The sequence below is a fragment of the Halomonas sp. McD50-4 genome (assembly GCF_022348135.1).
Taxonomy (GTDB): domain Bacteria; phylum Pseudomonadota; class Gammaproteobacteria; order Pseudomonadales; family Halomonadaceae; genus Vreelandella; species Vreelandella piezotolerans.
Genome location: NZ_JAKRFG010000003.1, coordinates 237,042 through 258,616 on the forward strand (window position 1 = coordinate 237,042; position 21,575 = coordinate 258,616).

Below are 21,575 nucleotides of genomic sequence, written 5' to 3' on the forward strand. Positions count from 1 at the left end.
GCAGTAACACAATAAAAACCGCGCGATGTGACTAGCCATGGATGCGTGGGTTTACCTATCGATAGGTAAGTAAACCTTTCAAAAGGATGACATTCTGCGGGGGCTATATGAGCTACGCACAGGAGCATCGCTCAGCGAGCGATATCAGTCAGTGTGCCTCGGTGCATGCGTTACTCAACTGTATTATCAAAGAAGTCGCCATACCTGAACGAAGATTAGCGTTTCAATGGCCGAGCCATCGTCGCGGGTTACCTGAGGCGCTGTCGGGTATTCCTCTTCTGATCGAGTGGTCAACCTCACTGCACTTATGGGTGATGGTCGACCGTCAGTCGACGGTAGGTAGCCAGTATTATCTTTCCGATGTTTACTTAAAGAGTAAAGGCGACACGACGTGGATGGCCGCTAGTGCCGAGATGCTCATCAGCCGTCTGCTCAAACATCTGCCGCGTGTCGATGCCGACATCAATCAAGAGTTGGCGCAGCAGGTTCGTCAGAGTCGTCAAGTGATGGCTGAGATTGTCAGACATGCTGCCAAGCAATCTAACCGGCAGCCGTTAGCCGACTATCCGAGCAGCGAGCAAGGGTTATGGTTTGGCCATCCGAATCATCCCACGCCCAAAGCACGCCAGTGGCCTGATGACTGCTTGGCTGATGGCATGCCTTCTTACGCCCCGGAATGTGGCGTCGCCACCTCGCTCTACCAGTTCTCCTTTCCCGCAGACGGGGTACGCGTTCAGGCCAACCGTGTTGAAGAAGAGGACGTCCTTTCCTACGTGGCAGACCAAGCGACCGCCGAGAGCGATGAACGCATCGTGCTGAGCATGCATCCGGTGCAAGCGGCCATGTTCAAACAATCGTCTGCCGTCCAAGCGCTGCTTCAGCGCAACGTGATCAGAGATCTTGGTCAAAGTGGTTTTAGCGCAGTGCCAACGGCCTCCATGCGCACGTGGTATATCGAAGGGCATCCCTGGTTCATCAAAGGAACGCTCAATGTGCGCATCACCAACTGCGTGCGTAAAAACGCGTGGTACGAGCTGGAAAGCACGCTGGTGATCGATCGCATCATGCATCAACTGGGTCGCTTGGAAGACCCTTCCTTGGCGACGCTATTCGTTGCCGAGGAGCCCGCTACGGTGCATTGGACGCCTAACGAGGGCAATGAGGAGCAGCAGCGCTGGTTCCGCGAACAAACGGGCATCATCTTGCGAGAAAATTTCTGCCGACGGTTTTCTCCTCAAGCCTGCTTGTTGACGGGGACGTTGTTTGCGCGTGATACGACGCTGGTGCCTATGGTGCTCCACTTCATTTCACAGGCGTATGAAGGCTCGCTCAGTACCAGTACCTTGCCTGAACAGAACCAAGTGAGAGCATGGTTTCAGGCCTATTTGAAGGCGCTGCTGCCACCGGTGCTGGGGCTGTTCTTTCGGCACGGTATCGTCATGGAGCCGCACTTACAAAACTGCGTCTTGATTCATGAGGCTGGAACGCCCCAGAAAATGCTGTTACGTGACTTCGAGGGGGTCAAGTTGACCCGTGATAAGGGCACCGCCTGGTTGGCGGGTGAAGTCCTTCACCCTCGCGTCGAAGCTTCCATGATCTACAGCCGGGAGCAAGGTTGGAACCGAATCGCCTACTGCCTGTTCGTCAACCACATTGCGGAGGCCATTCTCGCGCTGAGCTGGCGACGTCCCGCGTTGGCGGATGCGTTATGGCAAGACACATCGACGGCGTTGCAGCATGTGCGTAGCCAGCTGGAGGTAGCCGCGCCAGAGCTCGATGCGCTATTGCAAGGCGGCGCGCTGCCCTGCAAGACCAACTTCAAATTACGGCTCATGGCTCAGGCTGATCGCCAAGCGCAGTATGTGTCGTTGCCCAACCCTTGGCACGCTCTTCGGGTCATGGGGCGGGAGGTGGCCTATGGCTGAGCCAAATGCGCTGCCACGTACGATCCTGTCAGCAATAGAGCGGTATCGCCAGCAGTGTAGCGAACCCATGGCCGCCTTTTTCTACGATCTGCCTGCCTTGGCCGCCCACGCGCGTGCCATGAAAGCGGCGCTGCCACTTGGAGTGGAGCTGTACTACGCCATCAAGGCGAATAGCGAGCCCGCCATCATCGATACCTTGGCCCCTATCGTGGATGGCCTAGAGTTATCTTCCGGTGGAGAAATCGAGCGCGCGTGTCGCAGTGCCACGCCACGGCCATGGGTGTTATCGGGGCCTGGCAAGCTGGATGCGGACATGCGGAGTGCCATCGAACGGGGCGTAGAGGCGTTTCATGTCGAAAGCCTCGGAGAAATTGCGCGTTTGCAGTCCATCGCTGCAGCGATGGGCCATATACAGCCCGTTCTTTTGCGTATCAACCCCCAATTACCGGCATCGTTTTCCAGTCGTTTGCGCATGGCTGGCACGGCGACACCGTTCGGTATCGACGAAGTACAGCTCCCCAAGGCCGTCAGCGCCGTGGATAGCGCGCCAAACCTAACGCTCTGCGGCTTTCATGTGCATGCCATGTCGCACCAAACAAGCGAGCAGCGTCATCAACAGTTACTCGCGTTCTACCTGGAGCGGTGGCCATCGTGGCGAAGCCTGGCACGTTATCCCGAGCAACTGACGCAGCTCAACGTAGGAGGCGGCATTGGGGTGAATTATCGCCAGCCTTCCCACCAGTTCGACTGGGCTAGTCTCTGCCACGCGCTTGGTCAACAGCTCGACACCCTGTCCGCACCCCCACGCGTTCGTTTCGAAATCGGACGCTATCTCTCTGCCTTTTGTGGCTACTACGTCATGGAAGTGCTGGATACCAAAGTCAGTCATGGTGAAGGGTTTTTAGTCTGTCGAGGGGGGACGCATCAATTCCGCTTACCTGCAGCGCAGGGGCACGATCATCCGATCATTCACTTACCCCGCGACCCAACGCTATCGAGCAACGGCGAACAGCGCGCTTGGACGATCGTGGGGCAGCTTTGCACCCCAAAAGATGTATTGAGTCGACACCAAGAGCTGCGTGGCGTCAGGGTGGGGGACTTATTGGTGCTGCCTTTGGCAGGCGCCTATGGCTACAACATTTCCCATGCGGACTTCCTTTGCCATCCCCGGCCAGCTCAGCACTTTGTGACGGACACCGCTGAAGTGCTGCCTTCTCGCGCTGGGCCTCGTCGCGTGCTGGCTGCGGGCTACTCAGGCTAATCGTTATCCATTTCTCTATGTTGTGTAGGTACTCCATGACGTCACAAGCAACTTGGCTGCCCACGCGGGCGGTCATCGAGAACGCCGTTGTCTCCACACCCTTTTCTTCTTTGGATAGCTGGCGCCACTACCGCCGTATCGAGCAGCGTGTCATTGGTCAACTGCTGCAAACCCTGCTGTATGAGGATGTACTGAGCTATACCGTCGTGCCAAACCCGGCCGCAACGCGGGCTGGAGCGTCACGATTTTCGATCACGTTGGGTAGCCGCTGCTATAGCGTTGATGGGTGGGTATGCCACAGCTTCCATTTGATCCGCCTGGACCATACCACGCTCTCGGTGAGTGGCGCGCCGAACCAACCCGATACCGTCAGTTTGCAGTGCTTCATCACGGATCTCGAAGAGACGCTGGGGGAGGGAGCCATTCAGCCAGGCTTCGTCAACGAGTTGGTGCAGACACTCATCAAAGACACCCAATCGGCCACGTATGCGCTAAGTGACACTGCATCGCCTCAAACGTTGGAGGCGGATGCATTAGAGCGCTATTTCACGGATGCCCATAGTTACCATCCTTGCTACAAGTCACGGCTGGGGTTCTCCTTACAGGATAATCAGCGCTACGGCCCTGAGTTTGCTCAACCGCTGCGTGTCATTTGGTTGGCAGTGCCCAACCAGTTGGCTCATGCAAGTGCGGTGGACGGAGAAACCTGCCTAGGCCGGGCCATGGAGGAGGCCGGGCCTGAGGTGCTGGCGAGGTTGGAGGACTATCTCGAACGCCAGCAGCGTCGACGCGATGAGGTCGTGCTCATGCCCGTGCATCCATGGCAGTGGGAAAATGCTCTGGTCGAGGTGCTCTATCCCGAGCTTGCTAGTGGCGATATTGCCTTCCTAGGGGAGGGCGAAGCGGTTTATACCCCTCAGCAGTCGATACGTACCCTGGCTCCGGTAACGCGTCATCTGCCCTATCTCAAGCTGGCGATGAGTATCACGAATACGTCTAGCACACGTATCTTGGCGCGCCATACCGTCACCAACGGCCCCCTCATCACGCAGTGGCTTCAGCGGCTGATCGAGACGAATGAGACCGCCTCCTCTGCGGGTTTCGTCCTATTGGGAGAGATCGCTGGCGTGGCCTTGGATGAGCGCGCATTTGCTGACAAGCGCTATGCAGAGGTGTATGGCAAGGTCGGGGCTATTTGGCGACAAAATATCCGCCAATATTTACATGAGGGCGAGCAAGCTGCCCCACTCAACGGGTTGAGCCAGCTTACTCGCACGTCGCAAGGGGAGCCCTCTGACCCATTCATCACCCCCTGGGTAGAGCGCTACGGGCTTGTTGCGTGGACGCGCCAACTGATCCGCGTCACGACGCTGCCGATCATCCATCTGCTGTTTGCGGAAGGTATCGGAATGGAGTCCCACGGTCAAAATATCGTCGTCATTCATCGTGATGGCTGGCCTACACGCGTTGCCCTCAAAGATTTTCATGACGGCGTACGTTTTAGCAAGGCGCAGCTCGCCCGGCCCCAGCTGGCACCCAAGCTCGAGCCGGTGCCCCCGCGCCATGCCGCGCTCAATCGCAACTCCTTTATCGTCACCGATGATCTAGCAGCGGTGCGTGACTACTCTTGCGATGCCTTTTTCTTCATTGCGCTTGGTGACATGGCCATTTTTTTGAAGCGCCACTTTGGCTTGGAGGAGACGCACTTTTGGGCCATGGCGGCAGAGGTCGTCAAAGAGTACCAGCGCGAGCATCCCCAGCACGCTGAGCGCTATCGCTGTTTTGACGTGTTTACTCCAGAGTGGGAGGTAGAGGCACTGAGTCGTCGCCGTCTCTTTGGAGACGAGCAGCCCCAGGTCAAAAAGGTGCCCAACCCACTGGCCGCCTATGCACCTGAAGGAGCGCGCGTATGTTGAGAACGAACCAGCTAAAGCGTGCGCTGCTAGGGGGCAGGGAAGTCTACGGGGTGATGGCCTCAATACCGACCGCTGCCTCGATTGAGTTGATCGGAGAAGCAGGCTTTGACTACGTGGTCATCGATACCGAGCACGTTCTGATCAACCCAGAAACCATCGAACACATGATCCGTACCGCAGAGAGCTATGGGATGACGCCACTGGTACGAGTGGCGGATACGAACCCCAAACAGCTGCTGCGCCTACTGGACGGCGGGGCGCAAGGCATCGTGTTGCCCAATGTGGCGTCGGCCGCGTCGTTAGCCGATGCGGTGGCTGCCTGTAAATACGCGCCTGAGGGAGCAAGAAGCCTCAACGCCGGTCGCCCTGGAGGGTTTGGTAAGTCCTCTCTCGCCGAGTACGTGGGGCAAGCCAACCAAGAAACGATGGTCATTGCCATGATTGAAAGCCACCAAGGCGTGCAGCAAATCGAAGCGATTTGCGCCGTGCCTGGCTTGGATATGGTGCTGGAGGGTGCGGCGGATCTTTCCCAGTCCCTGGGGGTGACGTGGCAAACCGACCATCCAGACGTCGTCCAGTCGCTCGAGCATGTGCAGCAGACGGCCCAGGCATTCGGCATCCCTTATTGCGCCTTTCTCCGCCACTCCCGCGCTAAAGCGCGATGGCAGGCGCGGGGTGTTCGCACCTTCATGCTGGGAGATGAACGAGGGATTGCGTTTCGCGCGCTGCAGAAGAGCCTTCACGAAGCTAAAGACGTTTCACACTGATCGATGTTTTCACGTTACTGATACTGTTTTGGAGGTTAGGCACATGACATTCGTTAATGCTCAGCACTATGCGCAACAGCAGATTCTGCAATGTTTGGTCGATGGGTGCTTGGTAGAAGGCTTGCTAGAGGGGCTCGATGCGCAGTGGAGCATCGTCGGTGACGACGAGAAAGCACTGACTGGCTTGTTTGGTGGTTTTACCCGTGATCCCGCGCAGCGTCTTTGGCGCTGGCCAGTAAAGCCGGGTTGGCATGTCACGATGCTGCTTCAGCCTGGTATCACACAGGCTTGGGAGAAAGTGCCGCAGACGCCTGTCGTGTTGGTCGACCATGCCGCAGGTCAGCATCACGCTTTGTCACCGGAGTCCTTCATGCATTACCTCTTTGCCAACGGGGGCGGGGATGACGCAGCCCTAACCCAGGGGCAGGAGGTGTTTTTGCAGGCGCTCTCCGATACGCTTTGGCAAGCGACCAGCTCGGTGAAGCATCAGGTAAGAACGGCGGATTTGCCCACGCTTGCCACGGCTGATCATTTTGCCGTGATGGAGCAGTGGGCATCGCTGTTGGATCGCCCTTATCACCCCACGGCGAAAGCCAAGCAGGGGTTGAATAATCAGGAGTATCACGCCTATATGGCGGAGTTCAATCGGCCTATCGAACTCCGCTGGGTCGCCATCGACAATAACGCTTTGCTCAGTGGTGACGGTGTCAACGAAGAAACGCCGCTGCCAGTGCGCTGGCTCGCCAGCGAGACCAGCGCTGGGATGTTGGAGCAGGAGATGGTCGAGCGAGGCCTGGCGCATACGCATACCGCCCTTCCGGTACATCCGTGGCAGCACGAGCATGCGTTGCCCCATTGGTTGCAAGACGCCTTTGAAGCCGGTGCCTGCGTGTCACTCACGACCGTCACGGAACCCTGGCTAGCCACCTCCTCGTTACGGTCGCTTGCGCCCACGACGGCCAGCCCGCACTTTCTCAAACTGCCCATGGCCATTTACTCTCTGGGGGCTTCTCGCTATTTACCGGCCGTGAAAATGATCAATGGCGATCTCAGTGCCCGCTTACTGCAGCAGGCCAAGGCACGCGACGCTCGATTAGCGCAAGGCCTCTATCTATGTGATGAAAGCAAGTGGTGGGCGTATATGCCGCAAGGGGCAACGCTCTTTGATGAAGCGCCTCGTCACCTGTCGGCCATGGTGCGTAGCTACCCCTCTGAGTTACTGGAAGACGATACCGTGCGTTTGGTGCCCATGGCCACGCTGGGAACGCCACTACCGGGTGGTGAGCACCATGTGTTCGATGACTGGTTAGCCGATCGGGAGTGGCAAGCGAGTGCATCATCCGTGAAAGCTCTCTTCGGCGAGCTGTGCGACCGCTTCTTCGAGATCAACCTACGCCTGTTTCGGTTAGGGATGCTGGCAGAAGTCCATGGGCAGAATGCGGTCATGGTCTTTAAATCAGGCCGGTGCCACGGCGTGCTGTTACGCGATCATGACTCGCTGCGTATCTGCGTTGAGCGGCTGGAACAGCATGGGATGCAGGATCCGTGCTACCGCATCAAGCAAGGTCACTCCAATACTCTTTACCACGATAGCCTGGAAGCCCTGCTGTTTTGGCTGCAAACCCTTGCCATTCAAGTCAATCTACGCGCCATCATCGACGCGCTGGTAGGCTACTACGGAGTCTCGGCGCACACTCTATGGGAGACGTTGGCGATACGGTTGAGAGCCCAACTGAATGAGGTTGCTTTTGACCAACACGACCGGGATAGACTGCTAAAGCAGTTGTTCGAGCAGGAGCAGTGGCCCTATAAACGCCTGATTTCACCGATCATCGAGCGAGCGGGGGGGCCAGGCAGTATGCCCTTCGGCACCAGCGCCACCTGTAATCCGCTTCGCCAAGTTATCGTTTCGAAGCAGCAACGCCACCAGGAAGCGGTCACGGAGCACTGAGTCAAAAGCCGCCTAGTAGATCCGCTAGGCGGCTATTCAATCAATATGCCGAATTAGCAAAACCAAGCGGGATGGTTTGCTTTCAGCGCTCGCCGCTTCTCGTCCTCCTGCGTCTGCTTTTCCTCTGCAGCGCTCGCTAGCGCCTCTGCGCGGTGAGGGGGCACCACGAAGAGCCCATCGTCATCTCCGATGACCAGATCTCCTGGGGTTATGACACACCCCTCGATTGTGACGGGCGTATTGATTTCACCCTCTAGCGAGAGTGCCCGGGTGGTTAACGGGCTTGTTCCCCGTGCAAAGGTGGGGAGCGGCAGCTGAGAAAGATGGGCCCAGTCGGTGACCGGTCCATTCGTCACCACGCCCGCCAAGCTCTTTTGTAAGGCGGCGTAAGCGCGAAACTCCCCCCAGCAGGCACGTTGAACATCGCTGCCGACGTCGATCACCAGCACGTCGCCTGGGCGTGCCATGATCAGCGCCTCACGGATGATGCTGCCATCCACATGGGGAATGCGTACCGTGAGGGCCGTGCCTAAAAGCCGAACAGGGCGCTTGAGTGGTAGCAGGGTCGCGATGGCTCCGATATCGGTAAAATGTCCGAGTGTCGAGGTGGCAATGTCCTCGAATCGTTGCCGCTGCTGGGGGGTGATGTTTTCTTGACGGGGAAGGACATGGAACATGGGACTCTCTGTGTTTACCTCGAGCGCGCTAATAGCGCGTGCGGTGCAGTAAATAAACGAAGAAGGGCGCGCCGATGCCGGCCACGAAAATGCCTGCGGGCAGGTCTTTGGGAAGAAAAGCGACCCGGCCCAGCAAATCGGCATATAGGACGATCAGTGCCCCGACCAGCGCTGATACGGGAAGAAGGCGTGCCATATGGCGTCCCACGAATTTAGACGCGATATGCGGTGCTAGTAAGCCCACGAAACTGATGGCCCCTGCATAGGCCACCGCAGCGCCTGCCAACACCACAGCACAGGCCAGTAGGATGACTCGGCTACGTATCACCGCGACGCCTAGCCCTTGTGCCACCTGATCCCCCAGCGCCATGGCATCTGCATGGCGGGCGAAGGCCAAACATACCGGTGTGGTCACCACCAGCCACGGCAGTAAGCCATAGACGTCCCGCCACTGGGCTGCATACAAACTGCCGGTGAGCCAGACGTAGGCCGACATGGCCGCAGCGTCGCTGCTAATGACGATTAAAAGCGTGGTGCCTGCGCCCATGGCCGCGGCCAAACCAATGCCCACGAGTACCATACGTGACGGGTGCAGCCCATTTTTCCAAGCGAGTGTAAAGACCAGCAAGGTCGATACCAGGGCACCCAACATGGCAAAGAGTGGCAGCCAATGAATGCTAAAAATGCTGCTAAGCAGTGCTAAAAATAGAACCGCCGCAAGGGCGGCACCGCTCGTGATGCCGATGACGTCAGGAGACGCCAGGGGATTACGCACGATACCCTGCAAGAGAGCACCTGCCATCGCCAAGGCGCTACCCACCAACATTGCCAGCACGATTCTCGGTAGGCGTAACTCCCAAACGATAAACGCAATGTCGCTACTATGCGGCGCTGCTAACGCCTTCACAACGTCCACGAACGCGGTAGGAAAGCTCCCCAAGCTCAGCGATACGCCCGCGCTGGCAAACAGCAAAACGGCCAAACCGACGACCGTGAGCAGCGACCGATCGTCATGGCGCTGTTCAGAAGAGATAAAGGAGTTTGAAATATGCGATGTCATTGGGCTGCCATGTTGCGTCGCGCCAGATAAATGAAGAAAGGCGTCCCTAGCAAAGCGGTCATCACGCCTACAGGGATCTCCTGGGGAGCAATTAAAAATCGCGACGCCACATCTGCCAGCAATAGAAGGCTGGCGCCCAGTAGCGCGCAGGCGGGCAACAGCCAGCGGTGATCGATACCAAACAGACTCCTCGCCATGTGAGGAACGATCAACCCTACGAACCCGATCATCCCTGACAAGGCCACGGAACTACCCGCCAATACGATCACGACGAGCCCAAGCAGCAGTTTGATCGTGGTGGCCTGTAACCCCAGACCTGTTGCCATGTCATCGCCTAACAAGAGCGCATTGGCATGACGGACCAGCAGGGTGCAGAGCAGGAGCGCTGCGCCAAATAGCGGTAATAAAGGAGCCACCAGCGCAAGTTCTCGCCCAGATACCGAGCCTGCCAGCCAGTAGAGCACGCTTTCGAAGCTTTGCTGATCGATCACTAGGAGCCCCTGGCTAAAGGCGACGAACATGGCCGTCACGGCCACCCCGGCCAGTACGACGCGCAGCGGCGATAGCTCTCCGCGTCGTCCTCTACTGAGCAGAATGACTAAGAGCGCCGCCACCGATGCACCGAAAAGCGCCGCCCAGACATAGTGGGCAGGCGCTGAAAGCGGCAGTAAAGACACGGCCACCACGACAAAAAACATGGCCCCCGCGTTGATGCCTAGGATACTAGGTGAGGCCAGCGGGTTGCGTGTGATGGTTTGCATCAGAGCCCCGGCAATGGCGAGGCTCGCACCCACTAACGCTGCGATGATCGCCCGCGGTAGACGCTCGGTGATGAGGATGATGTGTGCGACATTGCCGGGATCATAGTGATGTAAGGTTGACCACAGCGCGTGCCACGCAATATCGGTCGTTCCTGATAGCGTGCTGGTTAAAAATGCGCTCCAGGTCACCACCACCCCAAACAGCAGCCCGAGACTTTTAGCGAGGTGGCTATCTAGCATCCTGCGTCTCCTGGCGGCTAGCAAGCGCATCACCTAGCTCGAGGCCTTCAAGACCATAGTGGCGATACAGGTCATCGAGCATGGCATTGGCGGCGAGTATACCGCCGCCCATCATCCAGTTGACGGGGTCGACTTCGAATACCCGCTGATGTTCGACGGCCTCTAGCTGCTGCCACAAAGGGTGGGACGACCAGTGCTGGTAGTTATCGAGAATGGCGGGGTCCGGCTCCAGCAGCACGAAAATGACATCGGCATCCAACATAGGGATGTTCTCCGTGCTGGAAAGCTTCATGCCCCACCCGTGCGTGTTCAAGGTGTCGGGTTGTTCGAACCCTAGCTCGTCGAGAATATAGCCTGCAAAGCCGCCCGAGTAGATACGCAGGTGATCACTTTTGAAGCGGATCACCGCGACTTTTTGCGGCCACGCGTCTCCGAGCGCGTCTGCTATCTGTCGGTGAAAGTCGTCGACCCGTATCGCCCAATCGCGCAGTAACGCATTGGCTGCTTCCTCGCGTCCTGTGGCATCAGCCACCAGGGTCAGCGTCTCTTTGAAATCATAAACGTTATCGGCCGTGGCAGTGGGGGCAATGGCTGTCAGCAACGGCCGTATTCTCTGATGACGAAAATCCGTGGCCACGATGACATCAGGGTTCAGCCAAGCGATTTTTTCCAAGTTTGGCTGTGTTTCCAGGCCCACGTGCGGCACGTCGTTTAATTCGTCGCGTAGGTAGCGATACATGGGTTTTTCCAACCATGAGTCCACCACGCCAATGGGAGTGATCCCCAAGGCGACGGCGCTATCGGTGGCTCCTTGGTAAAGCGTTACGACGCGTTCAACGGAGTGTGTTTGGCTCCTAAGGGGTTGGGCGGCACAGGTAGCGCCCATCAAGCTCACGACGAAGGCAACGCTCAGCAGCGTCTTCCCCCATGAAGGTCGCCATGTGATTCGGTGCGTTTGAAAGGGGATCATTTGGCTCTTCCTTGAAGCGACGTTTGCGGCTGGCCGTTTGAGGAGGAAGGTATCGCCATGTTCAACGAGGCACCTGTGCGCCCCAGCATCCACGCCAGAGGGAGACATGCCAGCGCGATACCCGCCAAGACAAAAAAGGCCACATGCAGGGCAGAGGCACTGGCCTCGGAGTAGGCAATGCCCAGCTCCAGGGAGGCGCGAACACTCATGTCGTAGTAGACCGATAGGGCGACCACCCCGAGTGAGGAGACGAGTCGACGCGCCATGTTGTTCATGGCCGAGGCCTGGGCCACCTGCTGCTCAGGAAGATCTTTCATGCCCACCGTGGTCGCTGGTAAGTAAGCGAACCCCAACCCCATGCCGCGAAGCCCCATCCAGGCTGCGATGATCCAAACGGAGGTCGCCCCGCTCAGCGTGCCGAGGCCTATCAAGCTGATGACCGTGGCAATCAGGCCTAAACCAATACACCATTGAGGGGGTGCCCGGTCGATACAGCGGCCTGCAATGGGTGAACAGGCAGCGGCAGCCAGCGCAGTGGCGATAAACACGAGGCCTGTCGTCAGCGGGCTAAAGCCCAGCGTGTTCTGCATCCACAGAGGGATTAACAAGATGCATCCAAACAGGATGATCGATTGCAAACAGGCGAGCAGCACGCTGTAGCGAAAGCGAGGGTGGTGAAACAGTGACAGGTCGAGTAGCGGCTGAGCCTGCTGTCGCTCGACGCGTATGAAAAGCGTTAACGCGATGGCACCTAGCAGGAGCGGTACGAGAGTAGCGGGACGCAACAGGTCTGATAACGTTTCAACGCCGTTGAGAGACAGCAGTACGCCCCCGATACCCAGCGTGATGAGACAAAAGCCCGGTAAGTCAAACTGGCGTCGAGGCGGCCGCGAGTCGGCGGATAAATAACGGTAACCGCATATCAGCCCTAGGATCGCGAAGGGCATATTCATCAAAAACAGGGCGCGCCAGTGGCTGACCTCCAGCAGTAGCCCTCCCACCGTTGGTCCGATGGCGGGCGCCATCATCACGGCAAAGCCCCATACACCGCTGGCACGTCCCCGCTGTTCGCGCGGGTAAGCAGAAAAAATCAACGACAGAGACAGCGGAATCATCAAGCCAGCGGCGATTCCTTGCACGCCTCGGGCTACGATGATGCCATTGAGATGTGGCGCTAAGGCACCCAGCCCCGAGCCGGCCAAAAAACCGCACAGGCCCACGAGGTAAACCGTTTTTCGCCCCCATCTGCCCGCTAAATAGCCCGTTAGCGGCATTGTCATCGCCATGGCAATCATAAAGATGGTCACCACCCAGCTGACCTCGGTGGCGCTAGCGTTAAACGTCACCATGAGGTCAGCGACGGCTAGGTTAAGAGCGCTGTTATTGAGGCTGACGGTAAAGGTGCCCAGTAGCACGCTGATCAGCACTTTTTTGCCGTTGGAGGTCGCGTTCGGCATGAAACCCGCTTTCTGAGATGTCATGGGGATATGGCAAAGCAGACGTGCTGCTATGACGCCTTAGCCAGAGGGGGATGATGCCATGTTAAAGGTATTTAATGCAAATAGTTATCAGTTGTGATTGGGCGGGGGTGCGTCAGTCGCCGCGCTCTCAAAGGAGAGCAGCCGCTACCTCTACTGCACCAAACATCGCCACCCCGGCGGCCACCGGCCAGCCCAGTGAGCGCAGGCGTCGCCACACCAATAGCGTGACGCCAAGGCCTATCGCTGTGGCGAGCCAAGAGATGGCGTTGGGGTTGACCGGTACGATCGAGACGCCCAACACGGCGGCAATCATCATCGGGCCCAGAATCACCAGCCATTGGGGCATGGCATTCATGCCCGCTGCGCTACCAAGACGGCGCTGCATCCATAAAAAGGGCACCACTCGCATCAGCAACGTGCCGAGTGCGCAGATAATGACGGCGATCCACATGGTGCTGCTCATGGGCGGCTCCTCCGTGGTTGGAACGTGACCGTATAAAAGCACAGCGCGCCGCAGGCGGCGGCCAGCGGAATCGCGACATTGCTCCACCCGGCCAAGTTCAAGGCCAGCGCGGCAAGGATGGTACACAGCATGGCGGCGGCCCAGCGCTGGTCGGTAAAGCGCGGTGCCACCATGGTAAGAAATAGGGCTGGAAGGGCGAAGGGCATGATCTCCCCCAGCAGCGGCCAGCGGGCGGTGACCGCCTCGCCGCCGGACGCGCCGACGATGGTACCGATGATCCACACCGCCCACGCCAGCAGCGAGGCACCCACGAACCAACTGAACCGCTTGACTTCCGGTAGCTGGGGTAGCCGTGTGAGTGCCAAGGCAAAGACTTGGTCGGTCAGGCCGTGCATCAACCAAGGCCAGTGGCGGCTGCGGGGCAGCAGCGCGGCCAAATTGGGGCCGTACACCACGTGGCGCACGTTGATGAGCAGCGTCATGATGACCACCAGCCACAGCGGTGCGCCCGCGGCAATCATGCCCACGAACAGAAACTGCGACGCACCCGCATAGATCAGTGCTGAAATGGCGGCGGCTTCCCAGGTGGTAAAACCGGCCTGCGTCGCGACCAAACCAAACGAGAGCGCGACTGGAATATAGCCGCCTAGTAGCGGAATGGCTTCACGCACACCCTGTAAGGCAGAGCGCAGCGATGAGTGCTGGGCGTTAACGGTGTGATCGGCTGGCTGGCTCATGAGCGGGTGCCCTCTAGCCCGTAGGTGACGGTGAGCAGCAGAGTGGCTTCTGCCGCCTGAGTGCGGTAAAGGTGTGGCTGATCGGCGGGGAAAGTGACGCTATCGCCGGGAGCGAGCGAGAGCGTTGCGCCTTCTGGTCCGGCTTCCAAATAGCCGCTGATCAGCGTCAGCGTCTCTTGGGTGCCCGGTGTGTGGGCCTCGGCGTGGCGCAGGGTGTGGGGCGCGCAGCGCATCCAGTAGGCATCTACCTGTGGTGCGCCTTTACCTTGGTCAATCAACTGTACCTGCACGCCATCCTCGCCGAGCGGCACGCTAATCGGTGCAACTAGGGTGCCAAACGGAACGTTGAGTTGGACGGCCAGCCGCCAGATCGTGTCGAGCGTCGGGTTGCCATTGCCTTGCTCTAAGCGGCATAGGTTGGATTTCGCGATGCCCGCCGCGTTGGCAAGTTGCGAGAGCGATAAATCCTGCGCTTTACGAAGCGCTTGGAGGTGTTGGCCTAGCGTAACAAGAGAGTGCTCGTCCATGGACGTCCTCGCTGTTCCTTTTATAGAACGTTCTATATAAGGAACAGCGATATGTCAATCGACGAGCCACAAAGGAGCGTTAATCAGGCTTACGCGCTCGACAGGCGGCGGCGGTAAACAGAACATCGGTGGAGGAGTTGAGCGCCGTTTCGGTAGAGTCTTGCACCACGCTAATCACAAAGCCAATGGCGACGGCCTGCATGGCCACTTCGGTCGGAATGCCGAACAGGCTGGCGGCCATGGGAATCAGCATCAACGAACCGCCCGCCACGCCAGACACACCGCAGGCCGCCAGAGCCGATACGATGCAGAGCAGCAGCGCGGTGGGGAAATCCACGCTAATTCCCAGGGTGTGCGTAGTCGCCAGCGTAATCACGGTAATGGTGATCGCCGCCCCGCACATATTGATGGTGGCACCTAATGGAATAGAGATCGCGTAGGTGTCGGCATCCAGGTCCAAACGGCGGCAAAGTTCCAGGTTGACCGGAATGTTGGCCGCCGAGCTGCGAGTGAAAAACGCCGTAATGGCGCTGCCCCGCAGGCAGGCAAACACCAGCGGGTAAGGATTTTGGCGGGTAGCCAAGTAGACCAATAGTGGGTTACTTACTAGCGCAACGAACAGCATACAGCCAACGATCACCCCCAATAGCTGGGCGTAGTTCAGCAGTGCCTGAACGCCAGACTCCGCGAGTGTACCGGCCACTAAGCCGAAAATACCCAGGGGGGCCAGGCGAATCACCAGGGTGACGATACGCGTAATGGCGGCGGATAAATCGCTCAGCGCTTGGCGAGTCGTGTCGCTGGCCTGGCGAAGTGTCAACCCCAAACCAATGGCCCAGGCCAGAATGGCGATGAAATTGGCGTCCATCAGAGCCGTCACAGGGTTCGCCACCGCGTTGAGCAGTAAGTCACGCAGCACGGTGAAAATATCGCTCGGCGGGTTGCCGTCGACTTGTCCCGCATCCAAGGCCAGCTCCGTGGGAAGTGCGAAGCTTGCGGCTACGGCAATCAACGCGGCAATCAGCGTACCTGCGACGTAGAGTAAGAGCACCGAGCGAATATGGGTCGGCTGGCCCGCCTGATGGGCGGCAATGGCCGCCGCCACCAGTACGAAGACCAAAATAGGCGCCACGGCTTGCAGCGCGGCAATGAAAAGCTGCCCGAGAAGCGCTACATCGCTGGCTATGTCGGGTACGAGTAGGGCCAACAGCACCCCAGCGACAATACCGATGACGATTTGAGGAATAAGCCCCAGCCGTAACAAGGGTCGAAAAACAGTGGTAGCGGTGGCAAACATTGCGTGACTCTCAGGTAGTAAAAAGGGGGAAGCGATGCGGCGGTAAGCGCCACCGCGCCTGAAAGGGGCAGCATTCTATCAGTTGAGGGCTTCTCTGGGGTGGGGGTGCCAAAAATCGGCACTCGCTGTCACAGAGATGAGCGCCAGACTATACTTCGCTTGCTGCGGGGCATCGTCGCAGCGTGGCTTTAGTGCTACTTCCCGCCTATCCCAAAAGAAGAAGAAGGAACGTTTCATGCGTATGAAAGTGTTGTTTGCTGCACTGCTGATGATGTGCAGCTCGTCGCTCGTCATGGCGGCCGACTACTACATCGATATCACCAACCGTACTGGCTACACCATTTACTATATGTACGTGAGCCCGGCGGATTCGAAAAGTTGGGAGGAGGACGTGCTGGGCAGCGACGTGTTGATGAATGGGGATACCCAGCGCGTGACGCTAACGGGGTATAAAAGTCCCTTATTCGATATTCGCTTGGTCGACGAGGACGATGACAGCTATACCTTCTGGAACGTCGATGTTTCTACCCAAGATATCGTGGTGACGCTAGAGCATTTAGACTAATCATAAAAACGGCCTGCCACTCGAAGAGCGGCAGGCCGTTCGCATCGCTCGTTAGGGACGAGCGTTCAAACACTTCAAGCAGCGGCGCTGGCTTGTGCCACGGAGGGGCGGTTGGCTGCTGACAAGGCGTTAGCCGTTTGATCGACGCTGAAACGTGCCATGTCGGCATAAGCCTGTTCGGTAAGGGCGAGCACATCGGGAGAAGCGCCCCATTTCAACAACATGTCATCAATATGGCGCTCAGCCGCCTCAAACTGGCCACAATGGCTCAGCAGTTTGGCAATGGTGTAGTCACACTGCGGTGTATCGAACATCTCTTCCTTGATTTCTTGAATGGCCAGTTCAAGGCCCGCCTGCGAGATATCGACCAGAGAATGGGTATGCATGCCACGACTCCTTGTGAATGCCATTGGCTGCTCGAAATAGCAGCGTAAGTGTCGAAACGCTATTTGTACGCGTCTTGTACTCTTCGAGAGTAATACAGAGATTGGTGAGAATCAATCACCGTTTTCGACTGTCTGCAAAAATTCACATGGATCAAAAGCCATAAAAAATCCCCACATTTTGTGTGGGGATTTTCGCTGTGATGGAGCGCTCAGCGTCTATCATTAGAGCGTCATAGTGGCTAGCAAAGTGACCAAACAGCCTGTGAAGAATGACACGGTGGCAACGGTCACTACGTCAGGTTGTTTTGCTTTTGCACGACTATGCTTTTGTTCCATAAGAAATTTCTCAAGATGCTCTCGGCTGCCAGGCTGGGTGCCCTGGTAGATGTGTTGACGGATCATGCAACCTCCCAAACGGTCGGTAATGTGGTCGATCCCCCCTCAGAGAGTACAGCTGCGCCAAGTTTCATGCCCTGACGAGCGCGATGAACTCATACCCACAGCATAGACCAGCGGCACCGAAAAGGAGTTCATAAAAGCTATACAAAATGTTAACGATGATGACATGATCGGGTCATGAACGCAGTGTCCAGTAGCCACCCCAGAGCCGCGTGATGGTGGTGATCAAGCACGCAGCAGCGAACAGGCAAGCCAACAAGGGAAACGCCGTGGGGAACAAACAGAACAACACGAACGCCGCGACCGTTTCGGTGCCCTCGGTCAAGCCTTCTAAATAGTAAAAGGCTTTTTTAGGAAAGCTGGGCCGTTCTATCTGCCGTGCCTTGGCGGCGATGGCGAAGGCCAAAAACGATGTGCCGGTACCAATGAACGCAAAGAGCAGCAGCGCAGCGGGCAGCGCATTCTGCGCAGGGTCGGCCAGCGCAAAGCCGAGCACTACCGACGCATAAAAGACAAAATCAAGCCCAATGTCTAGAAAGCCGCCCGCGTCGCTTTGCTGATTATTCAGCCGGGCCAAGGCACCATCTACCCCATCTCCCACACGATTGAGCACGATTGCAGCCAACGCCCACCCGTACTGTTCGAATGCCAGTAGCGGCAAGGCGCTGAGCCCCACGATGAAGGCCGCTAGCGTGACTTGATCAGCGGTAATTTTTTGACGATGCAGGATGTCAGCAAGCGCGAGAAGCGGTCGCTGGGTCAGCGGCATGGTAAAGCGGTCTAATACGATGATATCTCCGTAAAAGGGGACTGGGTTTAATGTTAGTAGCGGCTAATGATTAAGACTAAAGTGTTTAGACTTTGGTTGTAATAACAGCCAATTCGCTGGACTAAAGGCTTATTGCAGTGAATAAAGGGCACCACAAACGCCAGCGGCGCTGGTAAAAATGCCGTAGGGCCTGCCCCGTGTTGAGCCCTTTCGTTCACCCTGACTGCGAGCGGTACGTTAATAATGCGCAGAACTGCTACGATGACGCTGTGGGATCAGCTTTGGCACTCCCACGATCAAGTCAAAAACCTTCTGATGGGTGCGTTGCCTACCTCAAGTACCGGTGGCTCCTCATCCCGCAGCGAGGCTAATGGTACACAAGGCAGCAGCGGCCACTCACCCCGTCCTCCTGCGTATAACCGAGCGCAGAAAATCGGCTTGGTGCTGGGGCCATTGCTGTTTGCAATGGTAGTGATGTTTTTCCACCCGGCTGATCTTAGCTTCGAAGGCCGGATGGTCCTGGCCACTACCTTGTGGGTAGCGGTGTGGTGGATTACTGAAGCCATCCCGATTCCTGTCACTTCTCTGCTGCCGATTATTCTCCTACCCATTACCGGGGCGTTGGAGAGCAACGCCGTTACGGCGGCCTACGGCAACCCGATTATTTTCCTGTTCCTGGGCGGCTTTATGATCGCCCTGGCGATGGAGAAGTGGGATCTACATAAACGCATTGCGCTGTCGATCATCTCCGTGCTCGGTACTAGCATCAACAGCATCGTGTTTGGTTTCATGGCGGCGACGGGCTTCTTGTCCATGTGGGTGTCCAATACCGCCGCTGTGATGATGATGCTGCCTATTGGCACTGCGATTGTCTATCAAGTCACCCAGGAACTGAATAAAACCGAAGGTGACCACAGCGACGAAATCGATAAATTCAGCAAGGCGCTCATTTTCGGCGTGGGGTATGGTGGCACCATTGGTGGTTTAGGCACGCTGATCGGCACGCCGCCGAACATTATCCTGGCGGCGATCGTGAACGAGCTGTTCGGTGTCGAGATTTCGTTCGCGGGCTGGCTGATGTTTGCCTTCCCGGTGGTAGTGACGCTGCTGTTGATTGGCTGGGTAATGCTGACGCGCTTCATTTATCCGATCAAGCTCGCCAAATTGCCGGGCGGCCGGGCGCTGATTCGAAAAGAGAAAGAAGCGCTGGGTAGCATCACCTTCGAAGAGAAGGCGGTGCTCGGTGTGTTCCTGTTTGCCGCGTTCTTCTGGATTACCCGCTCGTTTCTTTGGCAGGGACAGATCTTCAATATTCCAGGCATTAACGACACCATGATTGCGATCACTGCTGCCGTGGCGCTGTTTCTGATTCCTTCGCCCAATAAAGGTGGCTGCCTGTTGGGGTGGGACGTAGCCAAAGACGTGCCGTGGGGCATTTTGCTGCTGTTCGGCGGCGGCTTGGCGATTGCCGCAGGTTTTGGCTCATCGGGTCTGGCTTCATGGATTGGCGGCCAAATGAGCGTGCTAGAAGGCGTCAACTTCCTGCTGGTCATTTTGCTGGCGACAGGCATGGTGCTATTTTTGACCGAGATCACCTCCAACACGGCCACAGCGACGATGATTTTGCCGGTGCTAGCCTCATTGGCGCTGGCGCTCGATATTCATCCGTTCGTGCTGATGGTGCCAGCGGCCATGGCGGCCAACTGCGCCTTCATGCTACCGGTAGGCACCCCGCCCAATGCGATCATCTTCGCCACGGGTAAAATCAAAATCATCGAGATGGTGCGCAACGGTTTCTGGCTCAACATCATTGCGATGCTGTTGATCGTGGCCGCGGTCTACTTCCTGCTGCCGATGCTGTGGGGCGTGGATCTCACCACCTACCCGGATGCGTTTAGAGATTAATCTAGGTTAATTTTATGTCACTAGCACAAAGCCCTCATCCTTGCGATGGGGGCTTTGTGTATGCGGGTTACGGCGCGAAAGATGACCTTAAGACGACGAGGAGGGTTTTCGACAAACCAGAGTGATTATCTATAGTGGCTTTAGTAACCCCACCTGTACGGATGCACCCTTCAAGGAGACCCGCAATGGAACTGCTGAGACAAGTTCGCGATTATTTACAAGACTACTCACTTAAGCTCGCTACTGCCGAATCCTGTACGGCAGGACTGATTGCGTCGGAACTGGCGCGGGTGCCAGGCAGTGGCCAATCGATGGATTGCGGCCTTGCCGTGTACTCGCCAGAGGCTAAGCAGCGTTATCTTTCGGTAAGCGCTCAAACCCTTGAGCGTTGTGGTTTGACCAGCGAGGCGACATCCAAAGAAATGGCCGTGGGGGCACTCACTAACAATGATGCCAATGTTGCGATAGCCAATACCGGTATCGCTGGCCCAGAGCCCCACGATGGCATTCCCGTAGGAACGGTATGCTTTGCCTGGGCGTTTCGGTACGAGCAGCAGATTTATCTCATCGCAGAGACACGGCATTTTTCAGGTGACCGTAACGAAGTGCGTTTAGCGGCGGCCCACTACGCTTTGAAGCGCTTAATGACTCACCACGCTGCAGTGGTAGAGGGAGAGGTCAGCGCCGTCGCTCATCAAGCCCATCAAGCCCATATTCAAACCGCGTTGCGGGTCGTGCCCGCCATCGATCCGCAGCAAGAAGTCGAGCGCCGTGTGATGTTTCTCTATCGCCAACTCCTAAACTCTGGGCAAAAGAGCTTGGTGTTGGGTATCAGTGGCGGGGTCGACTCCACTGTAGCAGGGCGCTTGGCGCAGTTGGCGGTAGAAAAAGCTCGCCAAGAGGGTGTGTCAGCCCACTTCTATGCGATGCGTTTACCCTACGATACTCAGCACGATGAAGCAGACGCCCAGCAGGCGTTGGCATTCATCAAACCCGATAGCGTGCTGAGTGTGAATATCCAGGCCGCGAGCGATGCAATGTTGGCTTCGCTTGAAGCAGGTGGGCTGGGCTTTACCGATGCGCAGCAACGCGATTTTGTCCTGGGCAATATCAAAGCGCGTCAACGTATGTTGGCTCAATATGCTGTCGCAGGGGCTAACGCGGGGCTGGTCGTGGGAACCGATCAGGCGGCGGAGGCGCTCATGGGCTTTTTTACCAAATATGGCGATGGGGCCTGCGATATCGCTCCATTAACCGGTCTGACTAAAGCCCAGGTACGCCAATTAGGTGCGGTGCTAGGCGCGCCCGAAGCGCTGGTAGAGAAGCAGCCCACGGCTGATCTAGAGACTCTGAAACCCCAGCTAGCCGATGAGGAGGCACTTGGCGTTAGCTACGCAGATATCGATGCTTTCTTGACGGGTAAACAGGTAAGCGAGGAAGCGCGTGCCACGATGATACAAACGTATCAGCGCTCAGCGCATAAACGGCACCTGCCCATCACCCCCTGAGCGCTAGCGT

Annotated in this window: 19 protein-coding genes; 8 read left to right on the forward strand and 11 right to left on the reverse strand. The window is 57.4% G+C overall.

Features of this window, described 5'->3' with window-relative positions; all coding sequences use genetic code 11:
* Positions 1 to 107 precede the first annotated feature (107 nt).
* From MHM85_RS05615 to MHM85_RS05635, 5 genes are read left to right on the forward strand one after another with little or no spacing between them, the layout of a single operon-like run.
* Positions 108 to 1,925: an IucA/IucC family protein gene (locus tag MHM85_RS05615; protein ID WP_219861499.1), complete on the forward strand. Its 1,818-nt coding sequence runs from the start codon at positions 108 to 110 to the stop codon at positions 1,923 to 1,925.
* Entirely contained in the window at positions 1,918 to 3,186 is a 1,269-nt protein-coding gene (locus MHM85_RS05620) for a type III PLP-dependent enzyme (protein WP_239285408.1), read from the forward strand. The genes MHM85_RS05615 and MHM85_RS05620 overlap by 8 nt, the downstream gene beginning before the upstream one ends.
* A 35-nt stretch (positions 3,187 to 3,221) precedes the next feature.
* Positions 3,222 to 5,102 (forward strand): IucA/IucC family protein, encoded by a 1,881-nt coding sequence (locus tag MHM85_RS05625; protein ID WP_239285406.1) that lies wholly within the window; start codon positions 3,222 to 3,224, stop codon positions 5,100 to 5,102.
* Complete coding sequence (locus tag MHM85_RS05630) at positions 5,096 to 5,869, forward strand: aldolase/citrate lyase family protein (protein WP_239285404.1); 774 nt, start codon at positions 5,096 to 5,098, stop codon at positions 5,867 to 5,869. Before MHM85_RS05625 ends, MHM85_RS05630 begins: the two co-directional genes overlap by 7 nt.
* Before the next feature lie 43 nt (positions 5,870 to 5,912).
* The gene (locus MHM85_RS05635) at positions 5,913 to 7,820 is read left to right on the forward strand and encodes an IucA/IucC family protein (protein ID WP_239285402.1); all 1,908 of its coding nucleotides are present in this window, start codon (positions 5,913 to 5,915) and stop codon (positions 7,818 to 7,820) included.
* A 53-nt stretch (positions 7,821 to 7,873) separates the two neighbouring features.
* Here the strand turns inward: MHM85_RS05635 and MHM85_RS05640 are convergent, their stop codons facing one another.
* From MHM85_RS05640 to sstT, 9 genes are all read right to left on the reverse strand, one after another.
* Positions 7,874 to 8,497, reverse strand: a complete 624-nt coding sequence (locus MHM85_RS05640; protein WP_239285400.1) for an RraA family protein — start codon at positions 8,495 to 8,497, stop codon at positions 7,874 to 7,876.
* A gap of 28 nt (positions 8,498 to 8,525) precedes the next feature.
* Entirely contained in the window at positions 8,526 to 9,557 is a 1,032-nt protein-coding gene (locus MHM85_RS05645; protein WP_239285398.1) for an iron ABC transporter permease, read from the reverse strand.
* Positions 9,554 to 10,558: an iron ABC transporter permease gene (locus MHM85_RS05650; RefSeq protein WP_239285396.1), complete on the reverse strand. Its 1,005-nt coding sequence runs from the start codon at positions 10,556 to 10,558 to the stop codon at positions 9,554 to 9,556. Before MHM85_RS05650 ends, MHM85_RS05645 begins: the two co-directional genes overlap by 4 nt.
* Positions 10,548 to 11,528 carry an iron-siderophore ABC transporter substrate-binding protein gene (locus MHM85_RS05655; RefSeq protein WP_239285394.1) on the reverse strand — a complete coding sequence of 327 codons (981 nt, stop codon included), beginning with the start codon at positions 11,526 to 11,528 and terminating at the stop codon, positions 10,548 to 10,550. Before MHM85_RS05655 ends, MHM85_RS05650 begins: the two co-directional genes overlap by 11 nt.
* Complete coding sequence (locus MHM85_RS05660) at positions 11,525 to 12,985, reverse strand: MDR family MFS transporter (protein ID WP_239285392.1); 1,461 nt, start codon at positions 12,983 to 12,985, stop codon at positions 11,525 to 11,527. Before MHM85_RS05660 ends, MHM85_RS05655 begins: the two co-directional genes overlap by 4 nt.
* Positions 12,986 to 13,136: 151 nt before the next feature.
* Complete coding sequence (locus MHM85_RS05665; protein ID WP_153842636.1) at positions 13,137 to 13,472, reverse strand: AzlD domain-containing protein; 336 nt, start codon at positions 13,470 to 13,472, stop codon at positions 13,137 to 13,139.
* Entirely contained in the window at positions 13,469 to 14,209 is a 741-nt protein-coding gene (locus MHM85_RS05670) for an AzlC family ABC transporter permease (RefSeq protein ID WP_139526571.1), read from the reverse strand. The genes MHM85_RS05665 and MHM85_RS05670 overlap by 4 nt, the downstream gene beginning before the upstream one ends.
* Positions 14,206 to 14,736 (reverse strand): XRE family transcriptional regulator, encoded by a 531-nt coding sequence (locus tag MHM85_RS05675; RefSeq protein ID WP_139526572.1) that lies wholly within the window; start codon positions 14,734 to 14,736, stop codon positions 14,206 to 14,208. Before MHM85_RS05675 ends, MHM85_RS05670 begins: the two co-directional genes overlap by 4 nt.
* A gap of 79 nt (positions 14,737 to 14,815) precedes the next feature.
* On the reverse strand, positions 14,816 to 16,033 hold the full coding sequence (sstT, locus tag MHM85_RS05680; protein WP_239285390.1) for a serine/threonine transporter SstT: 1,218 nt from the start codon (positions 16,031 to 16,033) through the stop codon (positions 14,816 to 14,818).
* Between the two features lie 235 nt (positions 16,034 to 16,268).
* Here sstT and MHM85_RS05685 point away from each other — a divergent pair, with 235 nt between their 5' ends.
* Positions 16,269 to 16,598, forward strand: a complete 330-nt coding sequence (locus MHM85_RS05685; RefSeq protein ID WP_239285388.1) for a hypothetical protein — start codon at positions 16,269 to 16,271, stop codon at positions 16,596 to 16,598.
* Positions 16,599 to 16,672: 74 nt separating this feature from the next.
* On the opposite strand, the gene MHM85_RS05690 is transcribed toward MHM85_RS05685, so the two are convergent.
* Positions 16,673 to 16,984: a hypothetical protein gene (locus tag MHM85_RS05690; protein WP_239285386.1), complete on the reverse strand. Its 312-nt coding sequence runs from the start codon at positions 16,982 to 16,984 to the stop codon at positions 16,673 to 16,675.
* 574 nt (positions 16,985 to 17,558) lie between these two features.
* A complete protein-coding gene (locus MHM85_RS05695) occupies positions 17,559 to 18,152 on the reverse strand; it encodes a CDP-alcohol phosphatidyltransferase family protein (protein ID WP_239285384.1) in 594 nt (197 codons plus the stop codon).
* A 261-nt stretch (positions 18,153 to 18,413) separates the two neighbouring features.
* Here MHM85_RS05695 and MHM85_RS05700 point away from each other — a divergent pair, with 261 nt between their 5' ends.
* Positions 18,414 to 20,057 (forward strand): DASS family sodium-coupled anion symporter, encoded by a 1,644-nt coding sequence (locus MHM85_RS05700; protein ID WP_343218327.1) that lies wholly within the window; start codon positions 18,414 to 18,416, stop codon positions 20,055 to 20,057.
* A gap of 185 nt (positions 20,058 to 20,242) precedes the next feature.
* On the forward strand, positions 20,243 to 21,565 hold the full coding sequence (nadE, locus tag MHM85_RS05710) for an ammonia-dependent NAD(+) synthetase (RefSeq protein WP_343218325.1): 1,323 nt from the start codon (positions 20,243 to 20,245) through the stop codon (positions 21,563 to 21,565).
* The last annotated feature ends 10 nt before the right edge of the window (positions 21,566 to 21,575 follow it).